The sequence below is a fragment of the Mesorhizobium sp. M1252 genome (assembly GCF_040318265.1).
In the GTDB taxonomy this organism is placed as follows: Bacteria; Pseudomonadota; Alphaproteobacteria; order Rhizobiales; family Rhizobiaceae; genus Mesorhizobium.
Genome location: NZ_JAMYLX010000009.1, coordinates 120,876 through 142,749 on the forward strand (window position 1 = coordinate 120,876; position 21,874 = coordinate 142,749).

The 21,874-nt window shown below is 63.5% G+C and carries 15 protein-coding genes; 9 read left to right on the plus strand and 6 right to left on the minus strand.

Features of this window, described 5'->3' with window-relative positions; genetic code table 11:
* The first annotated feature begins 212 nt into the window (after nt 1-212).
* Complete coding sequence (gene gltX, locus NKH22_RS19325) at nt 213-1,586, plus strand: glutamate--tRNA ligase (RefSeq protein WP_023694165.1); 1,374 nt, start codon at nt 213-215, stop codon at nt 1,584-1,586.
* Here gltX and NKH22_RS19330 read toward each other — a convergent pair.
* Nucleotides 1,504-2,700 (minus strand): DUF2865 domain-containing protein, encoded by a 1,197-nt coding sequence (locus NKH22_RS19330; protein WP_352910580.1) that lies wholly within the window; start codon nt 2,698-2,700, stop codon nt 1,504-1,506. The two genes, gltX and NKH22_RS19330, sit on opposite strands and share 83 nt — an antisense overlap.
* A 203-nt stretch (nt 2,701-2,903) precedes the next feature.
* Between NKH22_RS19330 and NKH22_RS19335 the strand changes: the two genes are divergently transcribed.
* On the plus strand, nt 2,904-3,524 hold the full coding sequence (locus tag NKH22_RS19335; protein ID WP_352910583.1) for a DUF1287 domain-containing protein: 621 nt from the start codon (nt 2,904-2,906) through the stop codon (nt 3,522-3,524).
* 5 nt (nt 3,525-3,529) lie between these two features.
* On the opposite strand, the gene NKH22_RS19340 is transcribed toward NKH22_RS19335, so the two are convergent.
* Nucleotides 3,530-5,854, minus strand: a complete 2,325-nt coding sequence (locus NKH22_RS19340; RefSeq protein ID WP_023745999.1) for an NADP-dependent malic enzyme — start codon at nt 5,852-5,854, stop codon at nt 3,530-3,532.
* Between the two features lie 159 nt (nt 5,855-6,013).
* Entirely contained in the window at nt 6,014-6,793 is a 780-nt protein-coding gene (locus NKH22_RS19345) for an SDR family oxidoreductase (RefSeq protein WP_023706506.1), read from the minus strand.
* Between the two features lie 120 nt (nt 6,794-6,913).
* Here NKH22_RS19345 and NKH22_RS19350 point away from each other — a divergent pair, with 120 nt between their 5' ends.
* Nucleotides 6,914-7,729, plus strand: coding sequence for a UDP-2,3-diacylglucosamine diphosphatase (locus NKH22_RS19350; protein WP_023715971.1), 816 nt, complete (start codon nt 6,914-6,916; stop codon nt 7,727-7,729).
* A gap of 104 nt (nt 7,730-7,833) precedes the next feature.
* A complete protein-coding gene (locus NKH22_RS19355; protein ID WP_023822364.1) occupies nt 7,834-9,048 on the plus strand; it encodes an MFS transporter in 1,215 nt (404 codons plus the stop codon).
* On the opposite strand, the gene dgcA is transcribed toward NKH22_RS19355, so the two are convergent.
* Nucleotides 9,019-10,002: an N-acetyl-D-Glu racemase DgcA gene (gene dgcA, locus NKH22_RS19360; protein WP_023690143.1), complete on the minus strand. Its 984-nt coding sequence runs from the start codon at nt 10,000-10,002 to the stop codon at nt 9,019-9,021. The two genes, NKH22_RS19355 and dgcA, sit on opposite strands and share 30 nt — an antisense overlap.
* Nucleotides 10,003-10,079: 77 nt before the next feature.
* Here dgcA and NKH22_RS19365 point away from each other — a divergent pair, with 77 nt between their 5' ends.
* Genes NKH22_RS19365 through NKH22_RS19380 form a run of 4 tightly spaced genes read left to right on the plus strand, consistent with a single transcriptional unit; the run spans nt 10,080 to nt 14,154 of the window.
* A complete protein-coding gene (locus tag NKH22_RS19365) occupies nt 10,080-11,267 on the plus strand; it encodes an MlaE family ABC transporter permease (protein ID WP_023708615.1) in 1,188 nt (395 codons plus the stop codon).
* 1 nt (nt 11,268) lies between these two features.
* Nucleotides 11,269-12,087 (plus strand): ABC transporter ATP-binding protein, encoded by an 819-nt coding sequence (locus NKH22_RS19370; RefSeq protein WP_023726892.1) that lies wholly within the window; start codon nt 11,269-11,271, stop codon nt 12,085-12,087.
* 14 nt (nt 12,088-12,101) lie between these two features.
* A complete protein-coding gene (locus NKH22_RS19375; RefSeq protein ID WP_023715969.1) occupies nt 12,102-13,475 on the plus strand; it encodes an MlaD family protein in 1,374 nt (457 codons plus the stop codon).
* Between the two features lie 37 nt (nt 13,476-13,512).
* Complete coding sequence (locus NKH22_RS19380) at nt 13,513-14,154, plus strand: ABC-type transport auxiliary lipoprotein family protein (protein ID WP_502897145.1); 642 nt, start codon at nt 13,513-13,515, stop codon at nt 14,152-14,154.
* Between the two features lie 34 nt (nt 14,155-14,188).
* Here the strand turns inward: NKH22_RS19380 and NKH22_RS19385 are convergent, their stop codons facing one another.
* Both NKH22_RS19385 and NKH22_RS19390 read right to left on the minus strand, forming a co-directional pair.
* Complete coding sequence (locus tag NKH22_RS19385) at nt 14,189-14,941, minus strand: RNA ligase family protein (RefSeq protein WP_352910588.1); 753 nt, start codon at nt 14,939-14,941, stop codon at nt 14,189-14,191.
* A gap of 6 nt (nt 14,942-14,947) precedes the next feature.
* Entirely contained in the window at nt 14,948-21,157 is a 6,210-nt protein-coding gene (locus NKH22_RS19390) for an apolipoprotein A-IV repeat region-like domain-containing protein (RefSeq protein ID WP_352910591.1), read from the minus strand.
* Nucleotides 21,158-21,470: 313 nt separating this feature from the next.
* Here NKH22_RS19390 and NKH22_RS19395 point away from each other — a divergent pair, with 313 nt between their 5' ends.
* Nucleotides 21,471-21,809 (plus strand): Hpt domain-containing protein, encoded by a 339-nt coding sequence (locus NKH22_RS19395; RefSeq protein WP_023706163.1) that lies wholly within the window; start codon nt 21,471-21,473, stop codon nt 21,807-21,809.
* Nucleotides 21,810-21,874: the final 65 nt, after the last annotated feature.

Sequence of the window (21,874 nt, forward strand, 5' to 3'; positions counted from 1 at the left end):
CTTGTGTGTCACATATGTGGATAACGGGGACAAAAAGCGGCTGAGGAAAGCCCGATTCTGCCGGCGTGCACCGCTGGTGAGCGGTTCACCCGAGACAGGCCCGGCCGGATTCTGGCTCACAGCCTTTTCATTTTAGCTGGCGTGCATTATGTCTTTGGCGTCGCGCGGGGGCGCGTCTTGTCAATTCCAAGAGCATCCGTTACGCCCCGCCCATGACAGTTACCGTCCGTTTTGCCCCCTCACCAACCGGCCGCATTCATATCGGCAATGCCCGCACCGCCTTGTTCAACTGGCTGTTTGCCATGAACAACAAGGGCCGTTTCATCCAGCGCTTCGACGACACAGACATTGCCCGCTCGAGGCAGGAATTTTCCGACGCCATCCTCTACGACCTGCACTGGCTGGGCATTTTCCCCGATGCCACCGAATACCAGTCGCGGCGCTTCGAAACTTACGACGCGGCAGTGGAGCGGCTGCAGAGAGCCGGCGTTGTCTATCCCTGCTACGAGACCCCCGAAGAACTCGACCTGCGCCGCAAGGTGCGCCGCACGCGCGGCCTGCCGCCGGTCTATGGCCGCGAGGCGCTGGCGCTTTCGCAGCAGCAGATCGCCGAATACCGGTCGGACGGGCGCCGGCCGCACTGGCGCTTCCTGCTGCCGAACTTCACCAGCGATCCGCTGCAGCCCGAGCGCACCGAAATCCACTGGAACGATCTGGTGCGCGGCGAGGAAACCGTCGATCTGGCCTCACTGTCCGATCCGGTGCTGCGGCGCGAGGACGGCACTTATCTCTACACGCTGCCATCGGTCGTCGACGACATCGAGATGGGGGTCAGTCATGTCATTCGCGGTGACGACCACGTCACCAACACCGGCGTGCAGATCGCGCTGTTCAAGGCATTGGGCGCCGAGCCGCCTGTCTTCGGCCACCACAATCTCTTGACCACGGCCTCGGGCGAGGGCCTGTCGAAGCGCAGCGGTGCGCTGTCGATCGAAAGCCTGCGCGAGGAGGGCATCGAACCGATGGCTGTGGCTTCGCTGGCCGTCCTTGTCGGCACCTCGGAAAATGTCGCGGCGGTGCATGACATGCCGGCACTGGCCGCGCGCTTCGATCCCGCCGCCACGTCGAAATCGGCGGCCAAATTCGACCCGGACGAGCTGTTCGTGCTCAATCGTGCGCTCATGCACCACATGCCGTTTTCCGAGGCGCGGGATCGGCTGATCGTGCTCGGCATCTCCGGCGACAAGGCCGAGCCGTTCTGGCTGGCGGTGCGCGGCAATCTCGACCGGCTGAGCGACGCGGTCGGCTGGTGGCGCATCCTTGCCGACGGCCCGCAGCCCGCGCCGGAATTTTCCGACGAGGATCGCGACTTCCTGCAGCAGGCCTTCGACCTGTTGCCGGAAGAGCCGTGGACCGGTACGGTCTGGAAAGACTGGACGGCCAGGATCAGGGAAGCCAGCGGCCGCAAGGGCAAGGCGCTGTTCATGCCGCTCAGGCTGGCGCTTACCGGACTTGCTTCCGGGCCGGAGCTTGCAGATCTATTGCCGCTGCTGGGTCGGGAAGGAACGCTGGCCCGACGACCCTGACCTTGCGCTGGTCCGGCGGGATCAGCGACACCGGCGACACCACCGGCTTGACGGCAAGGCGCTTGATGGCGGCGCGGTCGAGCCCGCCTTGTACGTTCGCCAGCGTCTCCGGATCCGCGCCAGGATCGGGTTTGGCCGCCGGCACCGGAATGAATGGCGTTGTCTCGGTATCAGGCTGCGATTGCTCGGGCGGTGGCGGGTTGCCGCCGATGATCTCGAAATTTCCGGCCTGCGCATTGCAGCCACAAGCCAGCGGCCGCGACATGTTGGGCTGTTTGTAGAGATAGGCGGTCGGCAACTCGCTGTAGGGCCTGCCGGTCACCGACGACGTCATGTTGGCCGAATCGTCTTCCATGCCGCGCGAATAGAACACCTGCATTTCGGTGCCGGGGCAGCTCGATTCGCAATTCTTCTGGTCGCGCTCGAAATCGCCGAGCGAAGCCGAGTTCGACATCGGGAAGAAATAGCCGTCGCAGGTGCGCACGCAGCTCGTATGGAACTCGCCGCCAACCGTCGGGAAATCCGGCACGCCGGGCTGGTTGAGGACGCGGCGCACATTGCGCTCCTCGCCGGGATCATCGGGCTGATCGAGCGTGTCGATCTGCCGGTTGCCGCCAAAAAGCTGGTCGAACAGATTGCCGTCGTCGGGTTCGCGGCTGGCTTCCTGCAGCGGCTCCCGGCGCGGCGCGGGCTCGTCGCGGCAGCCATTGGCGTCGAGCGCGGCCAGGATGCGGCCGCGGTCGCCCCGCGAGCCGCCGCCGGCAAGCTGCGCGCGCTTGGCTTGCAACGCATCGAGATTGGCGTTCATGCGATCGATGCTGCTGTTCAGCGCAGCACATTGGCTGACATTGCGCGAAAACAGCGAAAACCCGCAATTCGCATCGCTCGCACGACCGCGCACCTTTGATAGCTGTTCGAACTGGCGGGAGATGGCCTTGTCATACTTCCGCACCATGCTGGAATTGCCGCCGCCATTCGATGAAGAAGCAAGCTCGGCTTCCAGTTGACGGCAAACGCGGGAGGCGGCCTGCGGTTCAGTGGTGGCGACGGCCGAAAGCACAAACGCGCCGAGCAGCGCAGCCAGGTGCTTCAGCCTCCATCGTCCGCCCGTCATTGCCCGAACCCCGCTTGCCTGCCTGTCTACCGGATTCGCGGTTAACCGTTCCCCCAATCTACAACCAAAGATGGTCTTAGCCCATAGAGGCGTTGCAGGAGGCGTTTGGATAGGGCGGCAACTGTGCGATCTCACCGCTGCATGAAAAAGGCGCAATCGCCCCGGAATTATCCCACGATCCAGCAATGCCCCGGGGACCTGGCATGACCGCGATTACCCGTCGAACCGCACTGCAGTTCGGCCTCCTGTGCCTGGCGGCGCCCGCCGCCCGGGCGCAGGAAAATCCAGCCGCTCCGGACTGGCGCAGCAAATTGGTCGAAGCCGCGCGTGAGCAGATCGGCGTCACCACCTTCTACGACCCGGCCTATGTCCGCCTCGGCTATCCCGGTGGCGACGTCGCGCCGGATAGGGGCGTGTGCACGGATGTCATCGTGCGCGCCTATCGCCGCGCCTTCAATCTCGACCTGCAGAAACTGGTGCATGAGGATATGGCCGCCAATTTCGCCGCCTATCCCAAGACCTGGGGTCTGAAAGCGACCGATCGAAACATCGACCACCGACGGGTCGGGAATCTTGCCGCATTTTTCGGGCGCAAGGGAGTTTCCTTGCCCGCCAGCGAGTATCCTCCCGACTTTCAGCCGGGCGATATCGTCACCCAGATGCTGCCCGGCAACCTGCCGCACATCGTCATCGTCTCATCCGAACGCACGGCGGACGTGCCGGAACGAGCGCTGGTCATCCACAATATCGGGTCGGGCGCCCGCGAGGAGGACACGCTGTTCGCCTTCAGGCAGACCGGGCATTACCGCTTCGCGCCTGCGTGAGAAACTCAGCCGAAATGAACCACCGCCTGCGCCTTGTGCGCCGCCTCGACCACCGCCAGCGCCGTCATATTGACGACGCCGCGCGAGGTCACTGACGGCGTCAAAATATGCGCCGGCTTGTCGGTGCCAAGCAGGATCGGGCCCACATGCAGCGCATCCATCATCGTACGCAGCGCGGTCAGCGTGATGTTGGCGGAGTCGAGGTTGGGGAACACCAGGAGATTGGCTTCGCCCTTCAGCCGCGAATGCGGATAGACGCGCTGGCGCAGATGCTCCGACAGGGCTGAATCGGCATGCATCTCGCCGTCGCATTGCAGGTCGGGCGCAACGCGCGCCAGGATCGCCGCCGCCTGCCGCATCTTCAGCGCGCTGGGTGAATCGCGCGAGCCGAAATCCGAATGCGACAGCAGCGCTGCCTTCGGCTCGATGCCGAAGCGCTGGATTTCCTCCGCCGCCAGAATGGTCATTTCGGCGATCTCCTCGGCCGTCGGGTCGACCGAGACATGGGTGTCGGTGAGGAAGATGATGCCGCGTTGCGAGATCAGCATCGACAGCGTCGACAGGTCGCGGTCCTTGACGCCCGCGCGTGGTCCGATGACCAGCGTCACATTGCGCAGATGCCGCTCGAAACGGCCCTCGAGGCCGCAGATCATGGCGTCGGCATCGCCGCGCTTCAGCGCCAGCGCGGCAATCACCGTATTGTCGGTGCGCACCATGGTGCGCGCGGCTTCCGTCGTCACGCCGCGCCGGCCGGCAAGCTCGATCAACAGGTCGACATAATGGCGGTAGCGCGGATCGTCCTCAGGGTTGATTAGGCCGAAATCGACGCCCGGCTTGATACGCAGGCCGTAGCGCTTCAGCCTGACCTCGATGACATGCGGGCGGCCGATCAGGATCGGCTCGGCAATGCCTTCCTCCAGCACCACCTGGGCTGCGCGCAACACGCGCTCGTCCTCGCCGTCGGCATAGATGACGCGCTTGGCGGTCGACGCCTTGGCCGACGAAAACACCGGCTTCATCACTAGGCCGGAGCGGAAGACGAAGCGGTTGAGCTGGTCGATATAGGCGGCGAAGTCGGTGATCGGCCGGGTCGCGACGCCGGTGTCGCAGGCAGCCTTGGCCACCGCCGGCGCGATGCGCAGGATCAGGCGGGGATCGAAGGGCGAGGGGATAAGGAAGTCGGGTCCGAAGATCGGCGTCTCGCCGGAATAGGCGCGGGCGGCGACGTCGGATGGTTCCTCGCGGGCAAGGGCAGCAATTGCCCTGACCGCCGCCATCTTCATCTCCTCGTTGATGGCGCTGGCGCCGCAGTCCAGCGCACCGCGGAAGATGTAAGGAAAACAAAGCACGTTGTTGACCTGATTGGGAAAATCGGAACGGCCGGTGCAGATCATCGCGTCGGGACGGGCGGCGCGCGCGACCTCCGGCATGATCTCGGGATTGGGGTTGGCCAGTGCCAGGATCAACGGCTTAGGCGCCATATGATCAAGCAATTCCGGCTTCAGCACGCCGGCGGCCGACAGGCCGAGAAAAACGTCGGCGCCAAGGATCACATCGGCCAGCGTGCGCGCCTCGGTGTCCTTCACATATGGGTCTTTCCAGCGATCCATCTCGTCGGTGCGGCCCTTGTAGGCGACGCCGAAGCGGTCGGTGACCCAGATATTCTCTACCTTGGCGCCAAGCGAGACCAACAGGTTGAGGCAGGCGAGCGCTGCCGCACCGGCGCCTGAGGTGACGATCTTGATGTCGGAAATGGTCTTGCCGGCGAATTCCAGCCCGTTGAGCACGGCGGCGGCGACGATGATGGCGGTGCCATGCTGGTCGTCATGGAAGACGGGAATGCCCATGCGGGCCTTCAACTGCGCCTCGACCTCGAAGCATTCGGGCGCCTTGATGTCCTCGAGATTGATGCCGCCGAATGTCGGCTCCAGCGCCGAGATCGTCTCGACCATGCGCTCTATGCCCGGCGCGTCGATCTCGATGTCGAAGACGTCGATGCCGGCGAATTTCTTGAACAGCACCGCCTTGCCTTCCATCACCGGCTTGGAGGCGAGCGGGCCGATATTGCCGAGCCCGAGCACGGCCGAGCCGTTGGAGACGACGCCGACCAGATTGGCGCGCGCTGTATAATCGGCCGCGGTTGCCGGATTGTCGCGGATTTCGAGGCAGGGCGCGGCAACACCCGGCGAATAGGCCAACGCCAGGTCGCGCTGGTTGCCGAGCGGCTTGGTCGCCTGGATCTCGAGCTTTCCCGGCCTTGGATGCTTATGGAAGTAGAGGGCGGCTTCGTCGAGGTCCGAACGTGCCGTTTTCTTGTTCTCGCCTTCCATGCGGCCGCTCCCTCAAACCTGCTTTGCAGCCTTTTAGCACGCAAAAATGGTTTTTCGCGACGCCAAATAACGCAAGGGCGGCTAAAACAACCGGGGCCGGAAATATCGACCTATTTCAAATAATTGCGCTGAAATCCTGCCGATTATCCATCGAGCCTTTTAGAACGCGCTGACATAGAGGCCGCCATCGACCGGGATGTTCTGACCGGTGAGATAGCCGGCATGGACCGAGCACAGAAAGGCGCAGATCTGGCCGAACTCTTCCGGCGTGCCGAGCCGCTTGGCCGGAACGTCGGCGCTGATGCGGGTCTTGCGCGCTGCGGCCGCTGCCGGATCTTCCATCGTGCCGGCCTCATGCGGGCCGCGCAGCCGGTCGGTGTCGAGCTTGCCCGGCAGCAGGCTGTTGATGGTGACGTTGCGGTCGATCACCGTGCGCGCCACGCCGGCCAGGAACGAAGTCAGCCCGGCGCGCGCGCCGGACGACAGATCGAGGCCGGGGATCGGGACGTAGACCGACAGCGAGGTGATGTTGACGATGCGGCCGAAGCCGCGCTTGGCCATGCCGTCGATCACGGCCTGCACCAGTTCGATCGGCGTCACCATGTTCTGCGTCACGCCCTCGAGAATCTTTGCGCGGTCGAGCTCGCGGAAATCGCGCAAGGGCGGGCCGCCATTGTTGTTGACCAGGATATCCGGGTCGGGGCAGGCGGCAAGGAGCGCGTGCTGCACGTCGGGTTTCGAGACGTCGCCGACGATCTCGGTCACCTTCACGCCGTAGCGTTCGCGCAGTTCGGCTGCGGTTTTTGCCAGCAGCTCGGCATTGCGGCCGTTGACGACGAGATCGCAGCCGGCCTCGGCCAGCGCCATGGCGCAGCCGCGGCCCAGCCCTTTGCTCGATGCGCAGACGATGGCTTTCTTGCCCTTGATGCCAAGATCCATGACGATTTTCTCCTGTGAATGGCGCGGCACGCTAGCCCTTTGGCTGGCCCAATCGCAACCGTCATACGGTTGTTGCATGAATCGGGGCATAGCCTGCGCGAAAGCAACGGTGACGATCTGATGTCCGGTACAGAAACCCGCACTTTCCGCAGCATGTTCATATCCGACCTGCATCTCGGATCGAAGGCGGCCAAGGCCGAGTTCCTGATCGATTTCCTGCGGTATCACGACGCCGATATCATCTATCTCGTCGGAGACATCGTCGACGGCTGGCGTCTGCGGCGCAGCTGGCATTGGCCGCAGAGCCACAATGACGTCGTCCAGAAACTGCTGCGCAAGGCGCGCAAGGGCACCTCGATCACCTATATCGCCGGCAATCACGACGAATTCGCGCGCCAGTTCCAAGGCGTGCATTTCGGCGGCATCGTCGTTGCCGACCGCGCCATCCACGAAACCGCCGATGGCAGGCGCCTGCTGGTCATCCACGGCGACCAGTTCGACACCGTCGTCCACAATGCACGCTGGCTGGCCTATCTCGGCGACTACGCCTATGACGCGGCGATGCTGGTCAACCGCGCGGTGACGAGGCTGCGCCACCTGCTTGGGCTTCCCTACTGGTCGTTCTCGTCCTGGGCCAAGGTCAAGGTCAAGAAGGCGGTCAACTTCATCGGCTCGTTCCAGACCGTGCTGACTGAGGAGGCCCGCCGCTCGCACGTCGACGGCGTCATCTGCGGCCACATCCATCACGCCGCGATCGAGACTTATGAGGATGTGCAGTACATCAACACCGGCGACTGGGTGGAGAGCTGCACGGCGGTGGTCGAACATTTCGACGGCAAGATGGAGATCATCCACTGGGCGCTGGTGCTGCCCGAAGCACCGGACGAGCCGTTCATCCCGCTGCTCATCGAAGACAGGGTCGTCGAAGCGGCATAACCCTCCTGTTAATCGACTGGTCCAGGCAGTTTCGGACCGCTTTCGCGCATGTTAAGGGATCGATCTGCGTTGCAGCCCTTTGTGCAGCGTAATTGGATCGATTCATGTCGCTGCCGCCGCTCTCGCCCGAACAACTCGTCAAGCCGCGCCATTTCGAACTGCGCATGAGTCTGATCTTCGCGACATTATTCGTGTCGCTGGGAACGCATGTGCCTTATTTCCCGCTGTGGCTGCATGCCCAGGGTTTCCACGCCGAGCAGATCGCCATCATCCTGGCGGCGCCGATGTTCCTGCGCGTGGTGACAACACCCCTGCTGACCGCGCTGGCCGACCGGGCGAAGGACAGGGCGGATGTCTATATTGCGCTGGTGGCCGCGACGATGGTGCTTTCCGCCGGCTATTTCCTCAACCCGACCTACGCCATGGTGCTTGCCGTATCGCTGGCGCTGACGGTGGTGTGGACGCCGCATTCGCCGATCGCCGATTCGCTCGCGCTGTCGGGTGTGCGCCGCTTTGGCTCGAACTACACCGCGATGCGCAAATGGGGCTCGATATCCTATCTCTGCGCCAATGTCGCAGGCGGCTTTATCCTCGCCTGGACGAGCCCGCAGGCCGTGCCGGTAATCATCTTTGCGGCATTGTCAGCCGCGCTCGTCGCCGGATTGCTGGCGCCGCGGCTTGGCCGCCCGCGCCGGGCTTCGCCGCTATCTGCCGCCGACATCCAGCATCAGGCGCCGAGCCTTCTCAATCCGTATTTCCTGTATTTCACCCTCGGCGTCGGCATCATCACCGCCAGCCATGCCTTCCTCTACGGCTTTGTCTCAATCTACTGGAAGTCGGTCGGCATCAGCGATTCCGTCGTTGGCCTGCTGTGGGCCTGGGGCGTGGTGGCCGAGGTCTGCATGTTCGTGTTTTTCAACCGTATTTTTGCCTCCGTCTCAGTCGTCAAGGTGATGCTGATCGCCGGCGTCGGCTCCATCGTGCGCTGGATCGCCTTTCCGTTGATCTGGCCACTCGGGCTTGGCGTTGCCGGTTTCTTCGGCGTCCAGACCCTGCATTCGGTGTCGGTGGCGATGGTGTTGATCGGCCTGCAGAAGATGATCGGCGAAACGGTTTCGGAAGAACGCACGGGTGCGGCGCAAGGCATTGCCTATTTCTTCAACGGCTTCTTCATGGCGGCGGTGACGCTGGCGTCCGGCCCGCTTTACGAGCGCTACGGCGTCGACGGCTTCCTGGCGATGATCCCGATCGCCATCGTCGGCCTGGCGCTGATCGGGCTCGCCGCGCGTTCAGCCCCACAGCATCCTGTCAGGCGGTGACACCAGCGACCCCTGGTACACGAGGCCGGGCTGGCGGTCGCGGGCAAGCAGCAGCGGACCGTCGAGGTCGACGAAGTCGGCGCCTTGCGCCAAAAGCACTGCCGGCGCCATCGCCAGCGACGTGCCGACCATGCAGCCGACCATCACGCCGAATCCCAGCTCCCGGGCGCGGTTGCGAAGGGTAAGGGCGGCGGTCAGGCCGCCGGATTTGTCGAGCTTGATGTTGACGGCGTCATAGAGGCCGACAAGCGTTTCGAGGTCCTTCGCCTCGTGGACGCTTTCGTCTGCGCAGATCGGCACCGGATGCGCGATGTGGCGCAGGATGGCATCATGGCCGGCGGGAAGCGGCTGTTCGATCAGGGCTATGCCATGTTCGGCGGCGAAAGCGAGATTCTCGATGATGTTGGCATCGATCCAGCCTTCATTGGCGTCGAGGATGATGCGGCTGTCGGGCGCCGCTTCGGTCACGGCGCGGATGCGGGCCATGTCGTTGTCGCCGCCAATCTTGACCTTGAGCAGCGGCCGCCCGGCATTGGCGCGGGCTTGCGCCGCCATTGCCTCCGGCTCGCCCAGCGACAGCGTGTAGGCCGTCTCCAGCGCCGACAAGGGCACAACGTGGATGGCGTCCGCGACCGCAACGCCGCTGATCTTGGCCTCCAGGTCCCACAAGGCGCAATCGATGGCGTTGCGGGCAGCACCCGCCGGCATCGCATCGAGCAGTTCCTTGCGGCTGATGCCGCCTTCTATCTGCCGGCGCATGGCCTCGATGGCGTCGCGCACCCCCTCCATGGTCTCGCCATAGCGCTTGTAGGGGACGCATTCGCCCCATCCGCGATTGTCCCCATCACTGATCGTGCAGGTAATGACTTCGGCTTCGGTCTTCGACCCGCGCGAGATGGTGAAGGTGCCGGCAATGGGAAAACGCTCGGCCTCAACCGAAATGACACGCGCCATAATTTTCTGCTCCGGCTATGCGACAACGCGTCGTCGGCAAATCGACAGGTACGACCCGTCAGGCTAAACAGGACGCCATGTTGACCATCGGCAAACGCGACGCAAGCGGCAACGCCGCCAAGGAGGCCGACCACCAGCCCCGCGTTGCGGTCGGCGAGGAGGGCGGCGTCCTCGGCTGCGCTTTCTCCGGCATCTGGACGACGACGACAGTGGCGCTGATCGACGCCGAGATGCGCAAGATCGAGCAGCGCAAAGGCTTCCAGACGCTCGCTTTGGATCTTTCCCACATCGAGAAGATGGACACCGCCGGCGCCTGGCTGATCGATCGCCTGGTCAGTGTCTTCGAAAAGAAGGGTGTCGAGATCAAGATGCAGGGGCAAAGCGATGTCGCCTCGATCCTGCTCGGCGCCGTTGGCGAAGCTGTCCGGCGCGAGCCCGAATCGCGCGGCGTCCGGCGCCCCAACATCATCCTCCGCGGGCTGGAGGCGGTCGGCCGCCGCATCTATGAGATGCGCGACGATTTCCTCGCCTCGATGAACATCCTTGGCGCCACCATCGGCGGCGCCCAGATGAAGCTCGGGCGCGGCCATGCCATCAACCCTGCGGCGATCTTCAACCAGATCGATCGCATGGGGGTCGGCGCCATCCCCGTGGTGGTGCTGATGTCGGCGATCGTCGGCGCCATCGTCGCCCAGCAGGGCGCCTACCAGCTCAACTATTTCGGCGCCAACATTTTCGTTGTCGATCTGGTCGGCGTGCTGATCCTGCGCGAGCTCGGCGTGCTGATGACCGCCATCATGATCGCCGGCCGTTCCGGCAGCGCCATCACCGCCGAGATAGGCTCGATGAAGATGCGCGAGGAGGTCGATGCGCTGAAGGTCATCGGCCTCAACCCGATCGGCGTGCTGGTGTTTCCGCGCCTGGTGGCGCTGGTGATCGCGCTGCCCTGTCTCACCATCGTCGCCAATTTTGCCGCCCTTGGCGGCGGCATCCTCGCCGCCTGGCTTTATTCCGGTATTGCGCCGACGGCCTTCATCGACCGGCTGCGCGGGGCAATCGATATCAGCACCATCTTCGCCGGGCTGATCAAGGCGCCGTTCATGGCCATGATCATCGGCACCATTGCTTCCGTAGAAGGCATGAAGGTCGGCGGCAGCGCCGAATCGCTGGGGCTGCACGTCACCGCCTCGGTGGTGAAGTCGATCTTCGTCGTCATCATCCTCGATGGCCTTTTCGCAATCTTCTACGCGTCGATCGAGTTCTGACATGATGCGCAGAAACTCAAAGGCGACCAAGGCTGTGCAGGGAATGGAAGAAGACGATATCGTGCTGTCGGTGCGCGATATCACCGTTTCCCTGGACGACAAGCTGATCCTCGACAAACTGGCGCTCGACATCAAGCGCGGCGAAATCCTCGGTTTCGTCGGCGCCTCGGGCGCCGGCAAATCGGTGCTGCTGCGCACGATTCTCGGCCTGCTGCACAAGCAGTCCGGCACGATCAAGCTGTTTGGCCTCGACCTCGAAAAGGCCAGCGACATCGAACGGTTGCGCATCGATATGCGGCTTGGCGTGCTTTTCCAGCACGGCGCCCTGTTTTCGGCGTTGACCGTGCAGGAAAACGTGCAGGTGCCGATGCGCGAATATCTCGATCTGCCGAAGAAACTGATGGACGAGCTGGCCTTGCTCAAGATCGAACTGGTCGGCCTGCCGCCGGACGCCGCGCAAAAATTTCCCTCGGAGCTTTCGGGCGGCATGATCAAGCGCGCCGCCCTGGCGCGGGCGCTGGCGCTCGACCCCGACATCGTCTTCCTCGACGAGCCGACTTCCGGCCTCGACCCGATCAGCGCGTCCGAATTCGACGAACTGGTGGTCAAGCTGCGCGATACGATGGATCTGACGGTCTATATGGTGACGCACGATCTCGACACGCTGTTTACCGCTTGCGACCGCGTGGCGGTGCTCGGCAACAAGAAAATCCTGGTCGAAGGCACGATCGACGACATGCTGAAAAGCGAAGAACCGTGGGTCAAATCCTATTTCCGCGGAAAACGCGCTCGGCAACTTGATCTTGCCGCGCGCGCATAGACATAAGTGGGGCAATGGAAACCAGAGCCAACTACGTAATTGTCGGCATTTTCACCCTGGCTGCAATCCTGGCGGCGTTCGGGTTCGTCTATTGGACCGCCCAGATCGGTGATCGCGGCGAGACGGCGGAGCTGCGCGTGCGCATTCAGGGTTCGGCCTCCGGCCTCGGCCCCGGCAGTCTGGTGCTGTTCAACGGCGTCAAGGTCGGGGTGGTCAAGCGCGTCTATTTCGACCGCAATGACCCCAATGCCGCCATTGCTACGACCGAGATCGACCAGACAACGCCGCTCACCAAATCCACGCAGGCCGATATCGGCATCGCCAGCCTTGCCGGCCAGGTCAACATCGAATTGAAGGGCGCCGATCCCAAGGAACCGAACCTGCTGGAAGAGGCGGCAAAGGAAGGCAGGACGGCCGAGATCATCGCCAATCCGTCAGCGGTCACCAACCTGCTGCAGACGGCGCAGAACATCTTCACCCGCGCCGACAAGGTGCTTTCCGACCTAGAAGGGTTCACCAGGGATGTGCGCGGGCCGCTGACCCAGACCGTCAAGAACGCCCAGACATTTTCCGATGCGCTGGCCAGGAATGCCGACGGCATCGACAAGTTCCTGACCGCCGTCAGCGCGCTGTCGGACGAGTTGAAGGGTGTTTCCGGCAAGCTCGACGGCACACTGAAGGCTGCCGAAGGCCTGCTCAATGCCGTCGACAAGGACAAGATCAAGAGCATCGTCGCCAATGTGGACGCCGTCACCGCCAATCTGAAGGAGACCAGCGGACAGCTCGACGGCGTGATCAAGAACGTCGATACCGCGGTCGGCTCGGTCAACGATTTCGCCAAGCGCACGCAAGGCACGCTGGCAAAGGTCGACAATGTGCTCGACGGCATCGATCCGGCACAAGTGCGCGTGGCGCTCGCCAACATTCAGAAGGCCAGCGAAAACGCCAACAAGGCCGCCGCCGACATCGCCAAGGTGACCGACAAGTTCGCCGACCGGGCCGACGACATCGACGAGACGATCAAGGACGCCAAACAGCTTGCGTCGCGCCTCAACGATGCCTCGGTGCGCGTCGACGGCATCCTGAAAAGGGTCGATACGCTGCTCGGTTCGGGCCAGGCCGACGGCGTCATGGCCGATGCCAGGGACACGCTGAAGTCGTTCAAGCAGGTCGCCGACACGCTGAACGCCCGGCTTGGCACGATCACCGACAATATTGCGCGCTTCTCGGGCCAGGGCCTGTCGAATGTCGAGGCGCTGGTCCAGGACAGCCGGCGTTCGATCAGCCGCATCGAAGAGGCGGTGACCGATCTCAGCCGCAACCCGCAGCGCATCCTGTCGGGCGGCGACGGCGAGGTCCGGCAGTTCGATGGCAGGGCACGGCGTTGACTTCCGTGCCCGCCCGCAGCAATTACATGGACTGCGGATGCGGATTCATCATACGATCCGGGGACAGTGGGGATCACGCGTGACGTTCGGGTTGGGTGGGTATAGATCGGCAGTCGTTTTGCTTGGCTTGACGCTGGCTGGTTGCGCGGCATTGGGAGGCAAGCCGGCGCCGCTCGATACGTTCGAGCTGTCCGCCCCGTCGATCGACGCCCATGGCCACAGCCGCCGCCAGATCCTGATCGCCCAGCCCTCCGCGCTCAAGGCGCTGGACAGCCAGAACATCGTCATCAAGCCGTCAGATCGCTCGATCCAGTATCTCAAGGGCGCGCAATGGGCCGACCGGCTGCCGCTGATCGTGCAGGCGAGGCTCGCCGAAACCTTCCAGCGCTCCGGAAGCTTTGCCGGCGTCGGCAAGCCGGGCGAGGGGCTGGCGATCGACTACCAGGTGATCGTCGAGATCCGCTCCTTCGAAGTCCGCGTCAATGGTGGCGAGCATGCCGAGGTCAATCTCTTCGTGCGCATCCTGAACGACCGCAACGGCGAGGTGCGCGCCTCGAAGAGCTTCACCGCATCCGCTCCCGTCTCGGGCAGCGGCAATCCGGCCTATGTCAGCGCGCTCGACAGCGCCTTCGGCGAGGCGGCGAAGGATATTGTGGGCTGGACGGATTCGGTGATCTGAGCGAACCCGGCGAGGCGCTTGAGACCCAGGAACCTTAGCCGCCTGGCAGACGGTTGGTGATCAGTTCTGCCTTCATCCAGTGGGTTTCACTCTGGACATGTCCTGCCCGTACATATTTGCCCATGCGAATGGGCATGTCTGCCTCAGCAAATGCTTCGGCAACCCTAGCCACAAAGCCTTCTTGCTTGGCCTTATCCAGGGACGCAGCCAGATTATCGAAGAGGTTGGGGCTGAAAGGCCCACGATAGAGCGTGGGAACAGGAGTGATGCCCAGTTCCTCAAACCGGGCCAGGGTCAAATCCCACGGTTGAATTTCGGCCCCGATGATCCATGCAAAGCCAAGAAAAAATGACGGCAGCGCATCATACGCAACCGAATGTCGGGCATAGAGGTTCTCGCCGACAATCCGTTCATCGTCAGCAAGTTGCGGTGAAACATTTGCTGCAAATGCCTTCAGCCAGTCTCGGGGTGGATGATAACGGCTATCGGGACTGCGCGCGTGAGAGCCATCGCGATGAAGGGTTGTGTTCTCTCCATCCATCTTCTCGGTGACCACAAGATCAGCCACCCTTAGTCCTTCAAGCGACGCCATGACCTTGTCGTCGCTGGTGGCTCCGACCGATATCGGCAGATGAAAGGTGCGACCGTATTTCCTCATGCTGGAGGCATAGCTTGCAGCCCATCGCGCCAGCAAGGGCAGCCTGAGTTCTTTGCGCTCGTCATTGTTCGATCCATGACAAACGAAAAAGGCGGGAAATTTCCCGCCTTTTTCATTTTGATGCAGCAATCGTAGCTAGTGCAAACGGCCGCTCGCATGGGCCAGCATGGTGTAGACCTTGCCGGTGTCCGACGTCAGGTAGGTCTGCGCCATGATGTTGTCGCGGTCGTTGCGCGAGACGTCCTTGAGCAGCTTCTCGAAATCGTCGCAGTAGCGGTCGACAGCGGCGCGGAACTCCGCCTCTGCCTGATATTTGCGGCGGATTTCATCGAAGGTTTGCTGGCCCTTGAGCGTGTAGAGGCGGCGCGTGAACACGTCACGCTCGCCGCGCCGGTAGCGGTTCCACAGCTCGATAGAGGCGTCGTGGTCGATCGCCCGGGCGATATCGACCGAGAGCGAGTTGAGCGACTCCATGACATGCAGCGGCGAGCGCTGGGCGGGAGTTGCGCGCGGTGCTTCCGCGGGCGCTGCCGGCCTGGCGACTTCCTCCTCGCGCGATGCCCCGGTCAGGAGATCGCGCACCCACCCGCCTTGCGGCGTGCGGGCGTTGGCGTCGCGCTGGCGCGGTGCTTCGGCAGGGCGTTCGATATCGAGCGTGCCACGCAGGCCGCCGAGCGGCGCCTGCGGAGCAGGGCGCTCCGGCTGTGGCGCCGGCGGCGGGCGGCGTACCGGCTCGGCCGGGCGCTGCACTGGCGCCTGCGGCGCCGGGCGCAGGGCGCGCGGTTCGGCATTGTCGCCGCCGCGTCCCGATTTCGCAACGATGTCCGAAAGTTCCTTGAGCGCGTTGATCTGCTCGGCAACGGCACGGCGGATCGCCGAGGTCGATTCCTTGGCCTCTTCCGGCATCTCGATGACGCCCTTCTTGAGCTCGGCGCGGGTGAGGTCGAGCTCGCTCTTGATCGAGCTTGCGGTGCGCCGCATCTCCTCGGTCGCATCGGCGAACCGGCTGGTTGCCGAATCGACCACTTCCGTTATGGCGATGCGGATCTTGTCGGCTGATGCCAGCGTCTTGCCTTCGGCATTCTGCATCGTCTGGCCGACAAGGTTTTCGAACGAACGCATCACCTTCTCGAGGTCTTCCGACTTCTTGACCAGGCCGACGGCGAGATCTTCGAGCGACGATTGCCGCTCAAGCGTGTGCTCCAGATTGCTCTGCGCCGAGCTCAACAGATCCGAAGCCGAGGACAGCAAGCGGCTGTGCTCGTCGAACTTGGTGGCGATCGAGGCCACTTCGCGCAGGGTCGACGACGACAGTTCGGTAAGCCGCGTCGTGTTCGAATCGACCAGGCGTGCCGAGCTGGCGAAGGTCTGCGCGGCCTTTTCGGTGGTTGCCGCGAAGCTTTGCGTGCTGCCGCTCAGACGTTCGTCAACCTGGCCGAGGTTGATCGCCGCCTGTTCGATCAGCTCACCAAGCTGCGAGCTGGAGACGCTCATGCGGCCGATGAGGTCGGCGACGCTATCGGCGAGCGACGAGCGCGCGCCTTCGACGGCCGACAGCGTTTCGGCGGTGCGGCTGGCGAGCGCGTTGACGAGGGCGGCATTTTCGCTGCGCAGCTTCTCGGTCGCGCGTTCGGTGACCTCTTCCATGCTCTTTTGCAGTTCCGAGCCGCCCTGGGCGAAGCGCTCGACCAGCGGCCGCGCGGTTTCGTCCAGGATCTTCGCCATCTCGGCCGAACGCGCCGCCAGCATCGTGTTGAGCTCGCGGGTATTGGTGCCGATTGTCTTGGCAGCGTCGTTGGTGCTTTGGCCGATGTGCTGGCCGACCGCGGTAAAAGTCTCCGCAATCGTGTTGGCGCGCGAGATCAGCTGAGCTTCTGCGCTGGAAACCTGCTCGTTGAGCTTCTGGCCCATCGTCTCCGTCGTATAAAGAAGGCGGTTCTCGACGTTGGCGACCTGTTCCTCGACGCGCGAAGCTGCGGACGCAACGCTCGCGGCCAGCCGCTCATCGGCGCCGGCAAGAGCCTGCTCCATCTCGCGGGCGTGGACGGCAAGTTCCTGGCCGGTCTGGCGTGCACGTTCGGCAACACGCTGCTCGGTGCTGGCGAAGGCGCCGACGATGTTGTCGGCATGCTCGCCGATCGTCGAAGTGGAGTCGGCGATGCGCGACACCAGGCGGTGATCGGCCTCGTCGAAGATGCGGCTGATCTCGGTGGCGCGGGCTGACAGCGCGTCCGAACCCTCGGCGATGCGCGAGATCAGCTGTTGGTCGGCGGCGTCGAAGATGCGGCCAAGGTCCGAGGCGCGGGCGGCCAGCGCTTCGGCGGATTCGCCGATGCGCATGCTCAGCCGCTGGTCGGCGCCCTCGAAGTTACGCAGGATGTCGCCGGCGCGGTCGGCCAGCGACTGCGCCGTCTCCACCGCGCGGGCGACCAGCTTCTGGTCGGCGGCGTCGAACGTGCCGGCGATCTCGCCGGCGCGGGCAGCCAGCCGTCCGGCCGTTTCTTCGGCGCGGGCGAGCAGCGAGTTCGACGTCTCGTCGTGCCGGGCAAGCAGCACGCTCGTTGTGTCTTCGGCGCGAGCAAGCAAGGCATTCGTCGTATCCTCGGCGCGAGCAATCAGGGCGCTCGATGTGTCCTCGGCACGGGCGTGCAGACGGCGATCCGCGTCCTCGAAGGTGCGGGCGATGTCCTCGGCCCGGGCCAAAAGGGCGGCCGAGGTCTGCTCGGCACGCTCGGCGATCTTGCGGTCGGCGTCACTGAAGGCAGCACCGGCCTGTTCGTGCAGCGCGCTGGTGACTTCCATCACCTTCTCGCGGAGCGCGCCGGCAACGAAGACGGCGCTCTTTTCAAGCACGCTGCGGACATTGTCGACACCCACCGACAACGCGCGCTCCATGGTTCCGGCGCGCTCTTCGATGATGCCGGTCTGCTTGCTGAAGGCCTGCTCGATCTTCTCGACATCGGCAGCGATTGCCGCCGAGATATCGGTGCTTCTGCCGGCAATCTGGTCGATATGGCCCGACAGCGAGCGGTCGACATCCTTACGTATGTCGGCGAGCTTTGCCAGATCGTCTTCCAGCGCCTGGGTCAACATGTTGCGGCCTTCGGCCAGCTTGCCGACATGGCCGGCGATGATGTCGTCAACCTCACCGCGGCTTGCCGACAGCTTCTGCAGGTCGGCTTCCAGCGCACGCTTCAAGATGTCTCGGCCCTCGGCCAGCTTCTCGACCTGGCCCGCGACCAGTCCGTCGATGCTCGACCGGCTCTCGGCCAGCTTGGTGAGGTCGTCCTCGAGAGCCTTCGACAGCGTCGCGCGATCCCGAACGAGCTTGTCGCTGTGACCCTCGATCAGGCTGTTGACATTTTCCAAATCCGCTTCCAGCACCCGTGCGAACTCGCCACGGTTTTCGCTCAGCTTCTGCGACTGGTCGGCAATGGCGCTCCTGATCGCATTGAGATCGGCTTCGAGCGCCCGTGTGAGGATGTCGCGGCCCTCGGCGAGCTTCTCGACCTGTCCGGCGACCAGCCCATCGATGTTGGAGCGGCTCTCCGCCAGCTTGGCGATGTCGTCTTCCAATGCCTTTGAGAGCGCCGAACGGTCCTGGACGAGCCTGTTTTGATGATCGGCCATGATGCCGCTGACATTGTGCAAATCGTCCTGAAGCGCCTGGGATAGCGTCGAACGATCCTGGACAAGCCGGCTCGAGTGGTCGGTGATCAGGCTGTTAACATTCTGAAGGTCATCCTTAAGCGCCTGGGATAGCGTCGAACGATCCTGGACAAGCCGGCTCGAGTGGTCGGCGATCAGGCTGTTCACATTTTGCAGGTCGGCCTCCAATGCCTTGGAAAGCTGACCGCGCTCGTCCGCCACCTTGTCGGAATGACCCGCGATGGCACCCTTGATGGTGTTGAGGTCGGCTTCGAGCGCGCGCTTGAGGATATCGCGCCCCTCGGCCAGCTTCTCGACCTGGCCGGCGACCAGCCCGTCGATGCTCGACCGGCTCTCGGCGAGCTTGGCGAGGTCGGCCTCGAGCGTCTGTGACAACAGGCCACGATCGTCGGCAAGCCGGCTCGAATGGTCGGAGAGCAGGCCCCTGATGCCGGATAGGTCGTTCTCCAGCGCCTTGCTGAGTTCGGTGCGGTCCTCGGCCAGTTTCGCCGAGTGGTTCTCGATCACGCCCTTGATGCCGATAATGTCGTTTTCGAGCGCCTTGGTCAGGATGGCGCGGCCTTCGGCGATCTTTTCAACCTGGCCGGCGACCAGCCCGTCAATCGAGGCGCGGCTGTCGGCGAGCTTGCCGAGATCGGCTTCCAGGGCGCGCGACAGAATGTTGCGGCCTTCGGCCAGTTTACCGACATGTCCGGCGACCATTTCGTCAATGATCGTACGGGCTTGCACAAGTTTTCCGGAGTCTTCATGCAAAGCCTGGTTGAGCCGGTTGCGGCCTTCTTCAAGCCGCTCGAGATGGCTGCCCAGCGACGCGTCGATGGCGGCGCGCGATTCGTTGACCTTGCGTAGATCCTCTTCCAGGGCGCGCGAGATCAGGTTGCGGCCTTCGGCCAGCTTCTGCACCTGGTTGGTTACGGCCGCATCGATGCCGGCGCGGCCCTCGGCGAACTTCGCCAGGTCCGCCTGCATGGCAGCCGCCATGCGTTCGCGGCTTTCGGACAGCTTGCGGCTGTGGTTTTCGACGGCGTCCTCGATGCCGACGCGGGCATCGGCAAGACGCTGGATGTCGGTGTCGAATGAGCGCGACACGACATGGCGGGCGGCTTCCATCCGGCCAGCGAAATCGCTGGCGCGGGCTTCGAGCATCGACGAGGTCGACGAGACGATGTCGGCCATGTCGGCGCCGATCTGGGTCTTGCCCTGATCGATCATGGCCGACAAATGATCCTTGCTCTCGGCAAAGGTGTGGGCGATCTCGCGGGCGCGCTCGACCAGCGTTTCGTTGATCTGGCGGGCGCGCGCCTCGAGCGCGGCGTTGAGCTTCTGCGTGCCGGTATCGAGTGCTTCGGCGCGGGTCTGAAATTCGCTGATCAGCGCCTGGCCGCGCTCGGCCAGCGTCCGCTCGATGCCGTTCAGGCTGGACTCGAATTCCGAGCTCAGGGTGCGGGCGGCGCCGCCGAGCAGCGACACCATACCGGTGGTGCGGTCGTCGAGCAGGTCGGTCAGCGACCGGGTCAGGCCGTCTGTGGTGTCCGTCAGCTTGGCGATGCGGGTGTCGAGCAGCGAAGCAAAGGCTTCGCCCGACGTCGACAGCCTGTCGGTGATTGAATCCAGCCGGGTTTCGACGGAATCGAAGATCGACATCGAGCTTTCATTGATGCGGTCGATCAGTGTGTCGCCGGAATTCGTGATCGTCATCGACAGCTTGGTCGACGCGTTGAGGATAGAGTCGCGAATAATGTCGGAGGCGGCGCCGATCTCGTCCTTCAGCGTTTCGTGCGCGCCGGTGATCGAGGCGCGCACGCGCTCGGCATGAGTGACGACGGCTTCGCGCTCGCTGCCCAGCCCGTCGACCAGCGACCGGATGCGCGATTCATTCTCCGAATAGGAGCGTTCGATCTGGTTGACCTCGCTGTGGACCAGAGTTTCGAGCTCGACGGCGCGCGCCAGCGTGCGCTCAATGCCTTCGCCCATCGCCGCCACTTCACGGCGAACGGCCTGGCCGATCATCATCACGCGGTCTTGGGCGAGGTTTTCCGGCTCCGCCAAGCGGAAAGCCACCTCCGTCATCGACTGCGCGGCAATGCGCATTTCCTGCGCACGGCGGATCATCGCCGCGAAGGCCCAAAAAAGGACGACCGGTATGATTGCCGCGATCGCCAGGCCGATCAGTTCAGGGCGGGCCAGGATTTGATCGAACGTACGAATTTTCCAGATGCTGGGGCCAAACAGCAGATTGGCGAGGCCGCCGGCGCCGGCGATCCAGGCCAGCGACACGAACGCCACGACCCAATAGATCGTGCTAGACGCGCGCCGGTTGAGGCTGTGCAGCAGCGTCTTGTAATCTTTCTGGCGGTCATCGTTTGCCGGCTTGAAGCCGGCTGGCTGGGCGCTGTTGCGCGATTCGACCGGGCGCAGCTCGGCGGGCTTGGCCGCCGGCTTCGCACTCTGGTTTTGTTGGACGGGCGCGTTTTGAGCGGGGGCGGGCTTCTGGGGGCGGCCTTCGCGCGCCAGTTCGTCCGCGGCCTGCGATATCTGCGCTTCCAGATCTTCCATCGACGCCGCGATATCGAGATCGCCGCTGCCGTCTCCGCTGAGATCGAGGTCTAGTGCCTTTTCGAGTTCCCTGGCTACGTCGCTGTCGAGAGTTCTGGTCGTCGTTGGTTTCTTCGCCATGCCTTCGCTACCCTGTACTAGCTGCCGAGGGACTTCTTATTTTTGCCTGATTCTGGCTCGTCTTATCCCACGCAGGAGGCTGAAAATGGACCTTCGTATCGTAATGACACACAGGGGTAAAGAAAACATGCATTCCGCGAGATACGTAAAACTTTAAATATAAGGTTAACGACAACGTGATCTAACCGTCTCAACGGCAACAATTTTCCAGCCCAGTCATTAACGCGTTGGCGACGGAAATCGCCTAGTTTTTTCGGCGATCGGCACAAGGAGTTTCAAATTGGTACGCGGTGAAAGCGGCATTGCCTTCTCAATGCCGGGCGGCGATGCGTCGGGACCGGCCCGTTCGCGCCCAGTGGATCTGGCCCATCTGGCCCGTCAGACAATGGGCGATCGCGCCCTCGAACAGGAGGTATTGGCACTGTTCGTACAGCAGGCGCTTTCCGTCCGCGACAGAATTGTCGATGCCGACGTCAGGGAGCGACTGCTTCTGGCGCATGGGCTGAAAGGTTCGGCGCGCGGGGTCGGCGCCTTTGCCATCGCCGACTGCGCCACCTCGATCGAACAGCAGCCGGAAGATGCGCGCATCCTCAAGCGCCTCGGCGCCCTGATCGAGGAAGTGCGCGATTTCATCGCCGCCATCAGCCGGTAATGGCTGCCGCTCGGCAGCGGCCACCGGGATGAATCGACGGGGCCAGGGCGTGCTTTGGCCAGCTT

Coding starts and splice junctions, on each gene's coding strand:
- NKH22_RS19390 (WP_352910591.1), bottom strand. CDS start 21,157: ATGGCGAAGAAACCAACGACGACCAGAACTCTCGACAGCGACGTAGCC.
- dgcA (WP_023690143.1), bottom strand. CDS start 10,002: ATGGCGCGTGTCATTTCGGTTGAGGCCGAGCGTTTTCCCATTGCCGGC.
- NKH22_RS19340 (WP_023745999.1), bottom strand. CDS start 5,854: ATGGAAGGCGAGAACAAGAAAACGGCACGTTCGGACCTCGACGAAGCC.
- NKH22_RS19330 (WP_352910580.1), bottom strand. CDS start 2,700: ATGACGGGCGGACGATGGAGGCTGAAGCACCTGGCTGCGCTGCTCGGC.
- gltX (WP_023694165.1), top strand. CDS start 213: ATGACAGTTACCGTCCGTTTTGCCCCCTCACCAACCGGCCGCATTCAT.
- NKH22_RS19375 (WP_023715969.1), top strand. CDS start 12,102: ATGGAAACCAGAGCCAACTACGTAATTGTCGGCATTTTCACCCTGGCT.
- NKH22_RS19380 (WP_502897145.1), top strand. CDS start 13,513: ATGCGGATTCATCATACGATCCGGGGACAGTGGGGATCACGCGTGACG.
- NKH22_RS19370 (WP_023726892.1), top strand. CDS start 11,269: ATGATGCGCAGAAACTCAAAGGCGACCAAGGCTGTGCAGGGAATGGAA.
- NKH22_RS19395 (WP_023706163.1), top strand. CDS start 21,471: ATGCCGGGCGGCGATGCGTCGGGACCGGCCCGTTCGCGCCCAGTGGAT.
- NKH22_RS19345 (WP_023706506.1), bottom strand. CDS start 6,793: ATGGATCTTGGCATCAAGGGCAAGAAAGCCATCGTCTGCGCATCGAGC.
- NKH22_RS19355 (WP_023822364.1), top strand. CDS start 7,834: ATGTCGCTGCCGCCGCTCTCGCCCGAACAACTCGTCAAGCCGCGCCAT.
- NKH22_RS19365 (WP_023708615.1), top strand. CDS start 10,080: ATGTTGACCATCGGCAAACGCGACGCAAGCGGCAACGCCGCCAAGGAG.
- NKH22_RS19350 (WP_023715971.1), top strand. CDS start 6,914: ATGTCCGGTACAGAAACCCGCACTTTCCGCAGCATGTTCATATCCGAC.
- NKH22_RS19335 (WP_352910583.1), top strand. CDS start 2,904: ATGACCGCGATTACCCGTCGAACCGCACTGCAGTTCGGCCTCCTGTGC.